Source organism: Alkalihalobacillus bogoriensis ATCC BAA-922, assembly GCF_000621445.1.
Lineage (GTDB): Bacteria > Bacillota > Bacilli > Bacillales > Bacillaceae_F > Bacillus_AO > Bacillus_AO bogoriense.
In genome coordinates, this window is the sequence record NZ_JHYI01000006.1 from 340,562 (window position 1) to 355,114 (window position 14,553).

The 14,553-nt window shown below is 36.2% G+C and carries 10 protein-coding genes; 3 read left to right on the top strand and 7 right to left on the bottom strand.

All coding sequences use genetic code 11. The features are described from left to right. Positions 1–54 precede the first annotated feature (54 nt). A complete protein-coding gene (locus T323_RS0101665; RefSeq protein ID WP_035177370.1) occupies positions 55–1,449 on the top strand; it encodes a sigma-54 interaction domain-containing protein in 1,395 nt (464 codons plus the stop codon). Between the two features lie 436 nt (positions 1,450–1,885). Here the strand turns inward: T323_RS0101665 and T323_RS0101670 are convergent, their stop codons facing one another. After that, positions 1,886–3,172: a YjiH family protein gene (locus T323_RS0101670; RefSeq protein WP_373279313.1), complete on the bottom strand. Its 1,287-nt coding sequence runs from the start codon at positions 3,170–3,172 to the stop codon at positions 1,886–1,888. A gap of 141 nt (positions 3,173–3,313) precedes the next feature. Next, a complete protein-coding gene (gene rocF, locus T323_RS0101675) occupies positions 3,314–4,216 on the bottom strand; it encodes an arginase (protein WP_026671738.1) in 903 nt (300 codons plus the stop codon). Positions 4,217–4,586: 370 nt separating this feature from the next. Here rocF and T323_RS0101680 point away from each other — a divergent pair, with 370 nt between their 5' ends. Both T323_RS0101680 and T323_RS0101685 read left to right on the top strand, forming a co-directional pair. Further along, positions 4,587–6,683 carry a methyl-accepting chemotaxis protein gene (locus T323_RS0101680; RefSeq protein ID WP_026671739.1) on the top strand — a complete coding sequence of 699 codons (2,097 nt, stop codon included), beginning with the start codon at positions 4,587–4,589 and terminating at the stop codon, positions 6,681–6,683. A gap of 96 nt (positions 6,684–6,779) precedes the next feature. Further along, entirely contained in the window at positions 6,780–7,691 is a 912-nt protein-coding gene (locus T323_RS0101685; RefSeq protein ID WP_026671740.1) for an ArsR/SmtB family transcription factor, read from the top strand. Between the two features lie 488 nt (positions 7,692–8,179). Here T323_RS0101685 and arfA read toward each other — a convergent pair whose 3' ends face one another. The 5 genes from arfA to T323_RS0101710 all read right to left on the bottom strand — a co-directional run bounded on the left by arfA (position 8,180) and on the right by T323_RS0101710 (position 14,121). Further along, entirely contained in the window at positions 8,180–9,694 is a 1,515-nt protein-coding gene (arfA, locus tag T323_RS0101690; RefSeq protein WP_026671741.1) for an arabinosylfuranosidase ArfA, read from the bottom strand. 39 nt (positions 9,695–9,733) lie between these two features. Further along, positions 9,734–10,705, bottom strand: a complete 972-nt coding sequence (locus T323_RS0101695) for a glycoside hydrolase family 43 protein (RefSeq protein ID WP_026671742.1) — start codon at positions 10,703–10,705, stop codon at positions 9,734–9,736. Positions 10,706–10,877: 172 nt separating this feature from the next. Further along, positions 10,878–11,720, bottom strand: coding sequence for a carbohydrate ABC transporter permease (locus tag T323_RS0101700; protein WP_026671743.1), 843 nt, complete (start codon positions 11,718–11,720; stop codon positions 10,878–10,880). A gap of 62 nt (positions 11,721–11,782) precedes the next feature. Next, positions 11,783–12,658 carry a carbohydrate ABC transporter permease gene (locus tag T323_RS0101705; RefSeq protein WP_035177235.1) on the bottom strand — a complete coding sequence of 292 codons (876 nt, stop codon included), beginning with the start codon at positions 12,656–12,658 and terminating at the stop codon, positions 11,783–11,785. A 95-nt stretch (positions 12,659–12,753) separates the two neighbouring features. Then, a complete protein-coding gene (locus T323_RS0101710) occupies positions 12,754–14,121 on the bottom strand; it encodes an ABC transporter substrate-binding protein (RefSeq protein ID WP_051556296.1) in 1,368 nt (455 codons plus the stop codon). Positions 14,122–14,553 lie beyond the last annotated feature (432 nt).

Below are 14,553 nucleotides of genomic sequence, written 5' to 3' on the forward strand. Positions count from 1 at the left end.
CCTATTACACTAGTAACTAAGATAAAGGGGGAGTAAGTTGTGATTGAAGAAAAAATGGCCAATGAGCATCTTCATCATATTTATAATACGATTGTAAACGAAGTTGATGTCGGGATTCACGTCATTAACGCTAAAGGAGAAACCGTCATTTATAATAGCAAAATGATGGATATTGAATCTCTCTCAAAAGAGGATGTTTTACATAAGCACTTCCTAGATGTGTTTACATTTGAAGAAGGAGAAACAAGTACATTATTAGATGTATTACGAGAAAAACGCCCACGAAAAAATGTTAAGCAAACGTATTTCAACCATAGAGGTAAAGAAATTACAACGGTGAACCATACTTTCCCTATTTTCTATGAAGATCAGTTAATTGGGGCGATAGAAATAGCAAAAGATGTTACAAACCTAGAGAGATTAATACGGAAAAACATCAAACAAAAAGGTAATACGACATTCACCTTTGATAGTATTATAGGAAAAAGCCCCTCTATACGAGAAGTAATTGAACATACAAAACGAGCTACAAGAACTCCTTCCTCTGTCTTAATTATTGGTGAAACAGGGACAGGGAAAGAGCTATTTGCCCAAAGCATTCATAATGGAAGTGAACGTTCTTCTGCTCCATTTATTTCTCAAAACTGTGCCGCTATCCCTGATACGCTTATTGAAAGTATTTTATTTGGGACAAAAAAAGGCGCGTTTACTGGTGCGTTAGAACGACCTGGCTTGTTTGAGGAAGCAAGTGGTGGCACGTTATTTCTAGATGAAATTAATTCATTAAGTCCAATGTTACAAGCGAAACTATTACGCGCTATCCAAGAGAAGGTTATCCGTCGTGTCGGAGATACAATAGACCGGAAAGTAGACGTTCGGATTTTATCAACGATTAATGAAGATCCAATTGAAGCTATTGCAAACGGTCGATTGCGAAAAGATTTATATTACCGGTTAAGTGTAGTCTCTATTTTTATTCCGCCTTTACGAGAGCGTAAAGAAGATATCCCTTTGCTCGCCTCTCATTTTATTGAAAAATATAATCATCTTTTCCAAATGAATGTCGACAAACTTCATCCAGAAGTGATGCAGTTGTTTACAGAATACGATTGGCCTGGGAATGTACGAGAACTCGAACATGTCATTGAAGGAGCTATGAATCTCGTCATTGACGATACAACAATAAATTTGGCCCATTTACCCGTTCATTTTCGGAATAAATCCATTCCAAAAGAAGCCACATCTTCAGTACATTCTTCTATTGATGTTAATGAGGAGCTAACAACAAGATATCAGTTAAAAGACTATCTTCATGAAGCAGAAACGTATTTTATTAAAAAAGCACTTGCTCGCCATAAATATCATGTTACAAACACAGCAAAAGAGCTCGGGTTAAGTCGCCAAGCTCTTCAATATCGAATGAAACGCCTTCACATTCGAGCAAAATAATACAAATTTACAACAAGGTATTGCTTAACAAACGTCAGTTCAATGGCGTTGAAAATATATCCACATGATAATCTTATCCAGCTTTTAGTTTGCTCAAATAACATATTTGTTCCATTGCGCTACAGCCACTCTCTTTCCCGCAGGAGTCGAGTGGCTTTCGTCCATTTCACTAGGTGGAATCATTATATTATCTAAGCTATAAATTTTAAATAAAGGATAACGAATAAATGTCCGATACGTTTCTAACTAAGAAACGCGGAGCGTCTTTTCGTTTCAAGCGAAGCGCGGAGCCCTGCCCGCTTTTGACAATGAACCCCAAGTGCTCTTCTTGAATAAGCTTTCAAAGCTTCGCTGCTAGACCAAAAATTTTATCTTTCTTATCTTTCAAAAAAGAGTGTCACAAAAAGAAAGCATTCTCTTTGTGACACTCCTACCTTTACATCAGCCAAAAAATAAGATGAGCCATTCCTACGATAATCGGCAATGTAATAAGTGTTCGTTGCAAAAAGATAATGACTAAATCGAGAAAACGGACTGGGATTTTTGACGCAAGGAGAAGTCCCCCGACTTCTGACATATAAATCAATTGTGTAATCGATACACAAGCAATAACAAATCGAGTGAACTCACTTTCAATGCCACTCCCAATGATGGCAGGTAAAAGCATATCCGCAAATCCGATCACCATTGTTTGTGCAGCTTCTGCTGCATGTGGTACTTGCATCCATTCAAGCAATGGGATAAACGGGAGTCCTAAATAATGGAATAGCGGTGTATTTTCAGCAAATATTAACGCAACTGTACCAACAGCCATGACAATTGGAATAACACCGAGCCACATATCAAGAACGTTTTGGAACCCACCTTTTATCGTTTTGCCTATCCCCTCATTGTTTTGCGCACGATAGGCGGCTTTGTTGAAGCCTACTTTTAAAAGGGATTCCCCGTTTTTTGCATTATCTTCTTGAGGTCGATCTTTGTTTTCAACAATATACTCATTCGGTTTTCGCGATAACGGCGGAATTCTCGGGCAAATAACCGCAGCTACAAACCCAGCTACTACAACTGTAAAGTAAAAAGGTAAAAACATCGACGTCAACTCTAAGTATTCTAAAATGACGATACTAAATGTTATCGACACTACAGAAAACGTTGTTCCGATAACAGCCGCTTCACGTTTTGTGTAAAATCCTTCTTCATATTGCTTATTCGTTAATAATATTCCGACCGTTCCGTCACCCATCCATGATGCCATACAATCAACTGAAGAACGTCCAGGCAACGTAAATAACGGACGCATCACTTTATTTAATAACGTTCCAAACAGTTCAAGTAAACCGAAATTTAACAAAAGAGGTAAAAACAAACCAGCAAATAAGAAAATTGTGAACAGTACAGGAATAAGATCATTCATTACAATTGCACCAGTATATTCAGACCAAACCGCTTCTGGTCCCCACTCAAATACAGTCATCGTTGCAAAAATAAACCCTAATACCCGAGTGACAACCCATGCTGGGTGGACGATAAATAGTCCTTTTAAAAACGGACGATTCATAAGAGACTCTGGTTTTAATGCCGTTCCAATTATACTCATGACGGATACAAAAAATAACATAACCGTAACAATATACGGAGTACTCTCTCCGAGTAACGCTTTCAATTCATTAGCTAAAATAGCAACTGGAATCGTAATACTGTCATCATACTGAATCGGAATCATAAACAAGAAAATCCCAATCAATGATGGAAGAATGAACCACACATATGCTTTTCCACTAATAGCAACTGGTTGTTTCTCTTTTCCTTTCCCCTCTGCCATAAACGTTCCCCCTTTATTCATTTCTTCTACTACTATATGTGGTTATAGTAGTTTTTTTCCTAGTAATGATGTAATTAATGCAACAGCGACATTTGCCGTTTGATTGCGATTATCTAAGATTGGGTTTACTTCAACAAATTCAGCTGATGTGATAATTTCAGACTCTGCTAGCATTTCAAGTGCTAAATGACTTTCACGATATGTAATCCCACCTAATACCGGTGTTCCTACTCCAGGCGCATCCGTTGGGTCAATTCCATCAAGATCAAGACTTAAATGGACCCCATCAGTCCGACTTGATAAATACTCAATTGTTTCTTCCATGACTCTTGTCATACCCATACGATCAATCTCATGCATCGTGTATACTTTAATGCCTTTTTCTTTAATTAACTCTCTTTCACCTTCATCAATGGAACGAGCACCAACAATGACAATATTTTCAGGCTTTATTTTCGGTAAAAATCCACCAATATTCGTTAATTCCGGATGTCCAATTCCGAGGTTAACAGCTAATGGCATCCCATGAATATTACCTGAAGGAGATGTTTCCGCACAGTTTAGATCAACATGGGCATCATACCAAATCACCCCTAAATTCTCATGACGCTTGCATAGGCCAGCAATGGAACCAATGCTAATACTATGGTCGCCACCTAAAATTAGCGGGAAATTTCCATTGTCCTCAATTTTTTCAACTTCTTGTTGAAGCACATTACTTGCATGAATAACCTCTTTTAAATTTCGTAAGTTGCCTTCTTCTGTATCACTTCTCGACCGATTAATGCTAATGTCACCAAAATCTTTCACTTCATATCCTAATGCCTCCACTTCTTCAATGAGGCCCGCATATCTCATTGCACTTGGTCCCATATCCACTCCACGTCGCTTTTGTCCCAAATCCATCGGTACACCAATAATGGACACTTGTTTAAAATTTTTCATGATGAAATCCCTCTCTTTTTTCTTCTTATTTATATCTTTTATCTTATGCAAATTTCATGCCACTTTACTAATGTGCAATGCACTGCTTATATACATCACTCGTATATTATTTCGCTATGAAATTATATACGATCTTGCATATTTTTGCTATGTATATGGATAATTTTATTGCGAAAAGACAAATATTTTTGCATTATACCAACAACAATTCTATTCCTCCTTTTGTAAGAAGTATAGTCGTTCATGAATATTTTGAACCTTTTACATAACATTGATTTTCAATTTTTTTACATAAATTACAGCCAAAAACGTTTATCGACAAAACTTTTTATATAAAAGTATAATATTTTTGTGTTAGGATGAAAGTATCATGTTGAAAAATGTCGAATTTACGGTAGAGGAGGAGTTTATTATGAACCTTGTTTCAAAAATCCAAACAAGTTTACGATTAAAAATGCTATTTGTTTTTGTTCCAATTATTTTAATTTCTACTATAGCATTATCAACTTTAAGTTATATTGATTCAAAAAACGAGATTGCTTCCATTACAGAAATACGTGTTCTTAATGAGTTACATTACATCGAAGAACAGATGAGTCATGAATTCACTGCCCATACACGTTTGATTGAATCTATTGAAGCTATATACAGCACAACATATGATTCCTTGCAAAAAGAAGATGTTAAGAATCTCCTAGAAAATAGCGTTGTTATAAATGAACATACATTTGGTATAGGTATATGGCTAGAACCTAATACGATTGGCAACGAGCAATTTTTCGGTCCTTACGTTTACAAAGAAGGTCAGCAAGTCGTGTACACAGAAGATTACGAAGATCCGTCTTACAATTTTCACAACACCGATTGGTATGAATTAGGGAAGCAGTCTTCTGAGTACGAAATCTCCTGGACAGAGCCTTATTTTGATGAATCTCTTAATATTACATTAATTACAGCTACATTTCCTATCTATGCGGATTCAACATTTTTAGGTGTGATAACAGCAGATTATGACCTCTCCACCATTCAAGAGCTCGTCGCTAGTCAAACATTTGAAACATCCGGATATTTCTTTTTAGTTAACTCGGATGGGGAATTTCTTGCTCATCAAGATCAACAAAAAGTAATGAATGGGAATTTAGCGGACGATGAATTTTACTTTCCATTATCTCAAACAATGGGGAATAATAAAGAAGGAAAAGCTGTTCTTACTATTGATAATGGAACATGGGAAAGTTTTTACTCTACTGTTCCTACAACTAATTGGAAACTTATAGGGCTTGCTCCGGCGAGTGAATTATATGCATCAGTAACTAGATTATTATATAAAGCATTGACAATTACAACCATTGTTAGTGGACTTCTACTTTTAACTATCGTGTTATTTAGTGCACGGATGACAAAACAAATCGGGCAAATCGTTGAAGGCATCCAACGTTTATCTAATGGTGATTTAACTAGTACTGTGGATGTTAAGACAAAGGATGAAATTGGACAAATTGGGAGACATTACAATGAAGCTGTTCTTAATTTACGGCAAACGATTTATACTATTACCCAAACTTCTAATCACGTTGCTTCAAGTGCAAATGAACTTTCTGTTAGCTCAGAAGAGACAAGTAAATCGATTGTAGAAGTTTCAGCTTCCATTGAAGAAGTGGCAAGTAACACGACTGAACAAAGAAAATCAAGTACAGTATTAAACGAAATGACAGTCACCATTACAGAAGGCATTGATATGATTTCAGCTAATGTGAAAGACGTAAAAGATAATGCCGTTCATACATCAAACCTTTCTTCAAAAGGAAATTTGTATGTTACTGACGTCATGAATCAAATGCACACTATCCATGAGCAAGTCGAGCAGTCGTCTACAACAGTCGATAATCTTAACGATAAGTCTAGAAAAATCGAAGACATTATATCACTGATTACATCAATTGCAGAAAAAACTAACCTACTAGCTTTAAATGCAGCGATTGAAGCAGCTCGAGCTGGAGAAAATGGAAAAGGTTTTGTTATCGTTGCTGAGGAAGTTCGTAAATTAGCAGAGCAATCCAGCCATGCGACATTCCAAATTAAATCATTAATCATTGATATACAAGAAGATATTAATCATGTCGTTAATGCTATGAATGAGAGTACGACAACGACAAAACATGGACTAGAACTAGCTCAAAAAACCGGACAGTCATTTAAGGACATTTTTCTCTCCATTGAAGACGTAACAAAAAAAGCTGAAGAAACCGACCAATTTATTAATTCTATACTGACTGATGCAGCTAAGATGGAAACAATTGTTGAAGGTGTCAAAACGATAGCCCTTACAAATGATGACCATGCACAGAGTGTATCTGCCGCTACGGAAGAACAGTCTGCAATCATGCAAGAAGTAACTGCAACGAGTGAAGAATTAGCAAAAGTCGCCCTTGAATTACAAGGTGAAATTGAGAAATTCAAAATATAATTTCCCCATATGCAAAAAACTTGTTTCATTTAGAATGAAGTTGTATGATAATATTAATATATATATTAATATTACAGTGAAGTATGGGGGATACCTATGAAGTTAGATATATCCAACAACTCTCTTCCCGTTTACGAGGCATTGGCAAGTAATGTCCGATTGGCTATTATAAATTGTTTGTCTGAAAAATCGATGAATATTAGAGAGTTGGCAGAAGCAGTCAGTTTAAGTAGTGCGATTATGACCATGCACATAAAAAAGTTAGAAAAAGCAGGAATCATTCGGACTGAGATGATTCCGGGAAAAGCTGGTGTACAAAAACTATGTATCTTAAATGTAGAAAACATCACCATTGTTTTTCCATCCCAACAATCAGCATCACAAGACTACCATGAAACAGAGCTTTCAGTTGGCCATTATACAGATTTTGATGTTGAGCCAACCTGTGGTTTAGCGACAAAAGACCATATTATTGGAGAGTTTGACGAACCTCGCTATTTTCTTGACCCAGAACGTGTCAATGCAAAAATTTTGTGGTTTAGTAAAGGTTTTATTGAATATAAAGTACCTAATTTTTTATTAACAACAGAAAACCCAACAGAATTAGAAATCTCCTTAGAACTTTCGTCTGAGGCTCCTTTTATTCGTGAAAATTGGCCATCTGACATTAGCTTTTCTTTAAATGGTGTTGACCTCGGAAAATGGACCAGTCCAGGAGACTTTGGTGACAGACTTGGAAAATATACACCTGAATGGTGGCCACGTGTTGTTAACCAGTATGGATTATTAAAATATTTGAAAATTAATTCCTCTGGCACATTTATTGACGGTAAACAAATTTCAAAGGTGACGATTGATGACTTAAATATTCGCAGTAAACAGTGGACGTTTAAGCTTGCCGTCGATGAAAATTCAGAAAACGTTGGTGGTGTTACTATTTTCGGAAAAAACTTTGGTAATTACAACCAAGATATCATTTTCCGCCTCTATTATACAAAAACAGTCTAATTCGACAAATGGCCACTGAGAAGGAAATGTTCCTTTTTCAGTGGCCTCTTTTCTTTCTCATTTTTGCGGTCAGAGCAGCCGTTATTTGTGAACATGATACGGGTTTCTGTTTTTTAGCGGCCACAGGAGCACTTATTAACGCAAAAGCAAGTCTATTCCTAGCGATATATTATGATTAACGGCTCCTGTGTCCTACAACGTTCCAAAACACTAGCAATGTACACAGATAACGGTTTTCATGGCCGCTTAACTACCATATACAATAAGAAAAACGCGGAGCGTCTTTTCGTTTCAAGCGAAGTGCGGAGCCCTGCCCGCTTTTGACAGTGAACCACAAGTGCTCTTCTTGGGGTGAAACGCGCAGGTGCGCAGCCTTCGCTCTTCTTGAAAATGCTTTCAAAGCTTCACTGCTACACCAAATTTTTTTTACTTTCTTATCTTTTAAAATAGCTGTCGATTCACTCTCGACAGCTTTAAACTGAGTATTCCTATTGTTGCATTGCTAAGCGAATTACATTCCATGAAGCCTTTCGAATCCGGGCTGTAATCACACCATCCTGCAATAAAGATTGTCCGTTATGTTGCGGCTTTACTTCTTCATGTTCTGCCGTATTGACAGCTTTCATATTATCATGTTCAAGCACGATATGCTCGACGATCCGATAGTTTTCAAAACTTCGAACATCAACAGTTAAATCTAGGTCGTCTTCAAGATGACGATTAACTGCAAAAATAGTGACTTCTTTTGCTTCCTCATTATAAACAACAGCAGAATCCAAATAAGGGACATCTGTATAATCTTTTGTATCATAGCACGGTGATGATACTACAGGCTGAAGTGACACACCACGACCAAATGTAGATACATGTGCATATGGATAAAAAATCGTTTGTTTCCAGGCACGACCATTGTTTTCTGTCATAATTGGAGCTATGACATTGACAAGTTGCGCCATACACGCCATTTTCACACGATCAGCATGGCGTAAGAATGTTAATAACATCGTTCCGACTAGTAAGGCATCTTCAAAATTATACACATCTTCCAGTTGTGGAGGCGCAATGGACCAAGGTTCAATTTTTTGGTCACTTTCATTCGAATGATACCAAACATTCCATTCATCAAAGCTTAAATTGATTTTTTTCTTGCTTCGTTTTTTCGCTTGAATATAATCACATGTCGAAATAATCGTTTTTATAAAATGCTCCATATCAAGAGAATGAGCTAAATAGTTTGCTGTATCATTATCTCGATTTCCATAATATTGATGAAGAGAAATATAATCCACTGCATCATACGTATGCTCTAACGTTGTGGCTTCCCATTGTGGGAAAGTAGGCATTGCTGTATTCGAACTACCACAAGCAACAAGTTCAATCGTTGGGTCGACAAGGCGCATTGCTTTTGCTGTTTCTACAGCTAATCGGCCATATTCCTCAGCTGTTTTATGTCCAATTTGCCAAGGTCCATCCATCTCATTGCCTAGACACCATGTTTTTATTTTATGCGGCTCTTTAAAACCATGTTTTTGTCTTAAGTCGCTCCAATATGTTCCACTAGGATGATTACAATACTCTATAAAATTTCTCGCATCATCAATGCCTCTTGTCCCTAGGTTTACAGCCATCATCACTTCAGCATTGACTGCTTTTGCCCATGAAACAAACTCATTTGTGCCAATTTCATTTGTTTCAATCGTTCTCCATGCTAACTCTAAACGGCGTGGACGGGCCTCTTTTGGCCCTACACCATCCTCCCAATTATACGCCGATACCATATTCCCCCCTGGATAGCGAATAATAGGCACGTTCAACTCTTGTACTAGTTCAATTACATCTTGACGAAACCCTTGTTCATCAGCTAATGGATGATTCGGTTCATATATTCCCCCGTATACTGCACGGCCAAGATGTTCAATAAACGAACCATAAATTCTTTCATCAATTTGTGAAATTGTAAAGTCTTTATCAATGACCATTTTAGCTTTTTTTACATTTGTCATCGTCATCATCCTTCCAACTATAGCAACCTGTTTGTTCTACTAATTTCGAACTGGAAGACTATCCGCTAGTGGCACACCAAAAACTGGTAAACCATCTTCTCCCCATGTGAACACTTGTGCTCTTGTATGTCGGTTTGGATCATACAATGGGTCACCTTCAATTTCTTTATAGTTTCTAGCATGATACACAATAACATCTTCTGTACCATCTTCAGAAACTGTGAAACTATTATGCCCTGGACCATATTGACTTGTTTCTTCATTTGTTTGGAAAACAGGCTTTTCTGTTTTCTTCCATGAAGCTGGATCAAGTAGATTGCTATTTTCATCAGCATATAAAAGTCCCATGCAATAATTAAAGTCTGTCGCACTTGCAGAAAAAGCAATAATGACTTTCCCGTTTCTCACTAACACAGCAGGTCCTTCATTGACAAGGAACCCAATTTTTTCCCAGTCATATTCTGGTGTTGATATCATAACAGGTTCAGTAGAAATAGTCCAAGGATTCTCCATTTCTGCTATATAAAGATTAGAGTTCCCTACAATGTCTGGGTCTTTTTGAGGCCAAACTAAATATCGTACACCATTATGCTCAAACGTTGTTGCATCTAGGGCAAATGATTCCCACTTTGTTTTTATTTGGCCTTTTTCTACCCATTCACCTTCTAACGGATTCTCTGCATCTGTTTCTAGCACAAACATACGATGATCAAAAAGACCTTCATTTGTTTCAGCTGTTCTCGCTGCAGCGAAATAAATATACCATTTCCCATCAATATAATGAATTTCAGGAGCCCAAATATTGGCACTCATCGGACCTACATCGTATTTTCTCCACACAACGACTGGTTCAGCTTCTCTCAGACCTTGAATCGTTTTAGACCTTCTTATTTCAAGACGATCATACTCAGGAACGGAAGCTGTGAAATAATAATATCCATCAGAATGTTTGTATACCCATGGATCAGCTCTTTGCTCTATAACTGGATTCGCATATTGTTGTTTTGTCATGACTCATCTCTCCTATTAACAAAATGTATTTATTATTTAATTTACATAATTATTAATTAATAGTCCAAAAAAAACCCTACTCCATACTAACTTTTTACTTTTCTATTCCATGCTACGGCTTTTACACACTTTTTATGCTAATCGGTAAAAAGAATATAAAAGCCGGTATACTTTATCCCTTAATTCCAGTAACAGCAACTGACTCGATAATTTGTCGTTGGAAAATGAAAAATACGATAATAATTGGTAACATTGCCACTACAGAAGCTGCCATAATAAGCGGGAAATCATTTTGAATCGCATAATAAGCATTAAAGTTTGCAATCATTAATTGAATCGTCATTTTTTCACGAGAGAAAATGTAAATGAGCGGTCCTAAATAATCATTCCACACACCCATAAACCATAAAATAACTTGAGCAGCAATTGCTGGTTGAATAATTGGTAAGATAATTTTCCAATATGTCCCAAACCATGAGCTTCCGTCAATTTTCGCTGCATCAATTAATTCATTTGAAATCCCATTTAAATACTGTCGTAAGAAAAATAACATAAACACGTTTCCTAACATCGCTGGAACAATTAGCGGTAAAAATGTATCAATCCATTCAATTTGTGAAAACACAAGGAATTGTGGAATCATAATAACTGGAAATGGAATCATCATTGTCGCTAATAATGTTAAAAAGATTGTTTGTTTATAAGCAAAATTCATTTTCGCAAACGCAAAAGCCGCTAGACTTGTCGTAAAAGTACCAATAACAATAACCGGAACGGCAATCGTCAAACTATTTAAAAATCCAAGATGTAATGGCGCTTTTTCCCAAATCTCAACGTACTTTGACCAAACAATTGGATCTGGAATCCATTTTGGCGGCATAATTAATGTATCCCGGTTTGTTTTTAATGAAGTTGATATCATCCAAATCAAAGGCAATATCATGAATACTGCGCCCGTACTTAAAAAGATATGAGCAAGTAGATTTTTTAATCGTTTTCCAGCTGTTTGCGAGATTGTCATCGACCGAACTTCTTTATTTTCATTTAACTTTGGATTAGACATGTCTACTCACCCTCCTATTCATGTACCCATCTAGATGATAATTTAAATTGAATAAACGTTACTAAAAACATAATAAATCCTAAGACCCAAGCTAACGCACTCGCATAACCCATTTCATAGTAAACAAATGCTTTTTGCCATAAATAGAATACAATCGAAGCCGCAGCATAGTTCGCTCCACCGTCTGGAACCATAATTTGAATTTCAACAAAAATTTGTAATGAATTAATAATTCCTGTTACGACTAAGAAGAACGTAATCGGTGTAATAAGCGGTACTGTGACATATCGGAATTTATGAATAAAGTTTGCTCCGTCAATTTCAGCAGCTTCGTAAAGAGCTTTCGGAACACTTTGAAGGGCAGCTAAATAAAAGATAATCGTAACCCCGATACCTTTCCAAATTCCCATAATGATAATCGCAGGTTTAATAAACTTTTCATTTCCAATCCAGTTCGGTCCGTCAATACCAAAGAACCCAAGGAAGTAATTCATTAAACCATAATCCGTATTATAAATCCATTGCCATAAAATTGTAATCGCTACAATGGAAGAAATCGCTGGTAAATAATAAATCATTCGGTAAATCGAAGTTCCTCTAATACCTTGATTCATCCAAATTGCAATAATTAATGAAAGAAAGAGACCAATTGGAACACCTAATAAATACACGCCTGTATTCCATAATGATTGATAAAAACGTGAATCATTAAAAATAGAAACATAATTACTTAAGCCGACAAAATTAGCTGATTGTAAAATATTCCAATCCGTTAAACTAATATACATCGAATACAACATTGGTCCTGATGTAAATATGACAAATTGGATAACCATCGGTAAGATGAATAAATAAGCTATTCGGCTCTCTTTTTTCGTTTGTGAATTCATCTTCTCACCACCTCTTTTGATTATCGAACGTATAATCGGTAATAGGGTAGAAAACAGGTAACCCTGCTTTCATACCCTCTACCAGTTAATCGATATTATTGATTTGCTTTTGCTCTTTCAGCTTTTTGAATAGAAGCATCAAGCAATTCTTGAAGTTTCGGTTTCACTTCATGTACATATTCCTCAGCTGTTTTTCTTCCTTCATAAACATCCACAACAGTTTGACTAAAGTAATCGAACCATTCACCGTCATACGTTAACTCATGAGGAAGTGGTTGAGATGAATTTTTAATAACGTCTAGGAATACATGTTTACTTTCTGGAGCAAAATCAAGCTCTAAATATTCATTTTCAGCCATATCAATTAAGTTAGGAACTTGTGCACCACGCTCCATTAAATTACGTTGTGCATCTTCATCGACCGTTAAATAAGCTGCTAAATCAAAAGCTTCTTGAGGATGCTTTGTTGAAGCCGATACAGCAAATCCTAATGAACCTAACCATGTTTTTGATTCACGTGTATGAGGGCTTGCAGGCCAAGGCATTAAATCATATTCAAAATCTAACTCCCAGAATGCCGCTTGGTCCCAAGGTCCCATAGGGAACATCGCAACTTCTCCATTTAACCATCTAGAATAACTGTTTGTTGATTGTTCTGCTTCTTGTGAAGGTACTGCATTGTGAACTAAACGTAAATCAGCAACATATTGAAGTGCTTCGATAAATTTAGGGTCATCAATTGTAATTTCTGTTGCATCTTCATTTAACCAGTGTGCTCCATTTGAATAAACTGCTGGCTCAATCCACCAGAATCCAGCACCATATTGTTTCACTTTTCTTGAATCAAACCCAGCATCATTTGGAGTATTACCATTTTGGTCAACTGTTAATTGTTTTGCTACTTCGATATACTCATCCCAAGTATAAGGGTCTGTACTACTAGGATATTCTAATCCAGCAGCATCAAATAAATCTTTGTTGTATGCATATGCAAACGGACCTACATCTTTTGGAAGTGCATAAATTTTTTCATCAACTGTATATCTAGAAATTCCACTTTCCCACATATTATCTAAATCTAACACATTTGATTCATTGGCTAAGTCTGTGATATCAAGAACTCGTCCTGTATCAACGTAAAAGTTTACATCTCCACCACCAACATAGAAAATATCAGGTGTACGATTCCCAGCCATTAACGTTTGTAATCTTGTTGAATAGTCATCTCCAGGTGTTACAACAAACTCTACATTTACATGAGGATTTTCCTCTTCGAAATCTGCAATAATTGTTTTATAAATTTCTTCTTCATGCGGTTGCGCCCAAATATTAACCGTTAAATCTACTTTATCCTTTTTCGACGAATCTCCTTCGCCATCAGTACTAGAGTTATTTGAGCAACCGATTAAAGCTATACTACTTAATAATAACACTACCAACATTGCAATCATTTTTTTCTTCATAATTTACACCCCTTTTTGTAATTTTCCTTGTAAACGCTTTATTTACTGAGTGACCTTGTTAACGTCCGGGTCATCACCTCCTATAAAAATTAACTATTTAAAATATTCTTTACATTTTAATATTGCAAAAGCATACATCCGTTATAAAATATGATACTACTAATCTACCATGTTCAATACTAAATCGTGATCTTTTTATAGTAAAATGAACTTGAAAGGGATTTCATTTTAGCACAGATATTTCTTTCCGTTTGTTGGGTACGCTTACAATCGTCATTATATAAACTTGTCCATGCACTGTTCAGCCCAATTTATGGTGGGCTTATTAAAAAGCAACATATCGGTCCCATGATAGCAATCGTGAAAATTGAAATGTATTATTGTTTTTCAATAATAAATACTTTTATTAATTATTATTATATTTATTAATAT

Bases quoted from the DNA above. Each gene is read 5' to 3' on its own strand.
- T323_RS0101665 (WP_035177370.1), top strand. From the start codon at position 55: ATGGCCAATGAGCATCTTCATCATATTTATAATACGATTGTAAACGAA.
- T323_RS0101670 (WP_373279313.1), bottom strand. From the start codon at position 3,172: ATGATTCCGATTCAGTATGATGACAGTATTACGATTCCAGTTGCTATT.
- rocF (WP_026671738.1), bottom strand. From the start codon at position 4,216: ATGAAAAATTTTAAACAAGTGTCCATTATTGGTGTACCGATGGATTTG.
- T323_RS0101680 (WP_026671739.1), top strand. From the start codon at position 4,587: ATGTTGAAAAATGTCGAATTTACGGTAGAGGAGGAGTTTATTATGAAC.
- T323_RS0101685 (WP_026671740.1), top strand. From the start codon at position 6,780: ATGAAGTTAGATATATCCAACAACTCTCTTCCCGTTTACGAGGCATTG.
- arfA (WP_026671741.1), bottom strand. From the start codon at position 9,694: ATGACAAATGTAAAAAAAGCTAAAATGGTCATTGATAAAGACTTTACA.
- T323_RS0101695 (WP_026671742.1), bottom strand. From the start codon at position 10,705: ATGACAAAACAACAATATGCGAATCCAGTTATAGAGCAAAGAGCTGAT.
- T323_RS0101705 (WP_035177235.1), bottom strand. From the start codon at position 12,658: ATGAATTCACAAACGAAAAAAGAGAGCCGAATAGCTTATTTATTCATC.
- T323_RS0101710 (WP_051556296.1), bottom strand. From the start codon at position 14,121: ATGAAGAAAAAAATGATTGCAATGTTGGTAGTGTTATTATTAAGTAGT.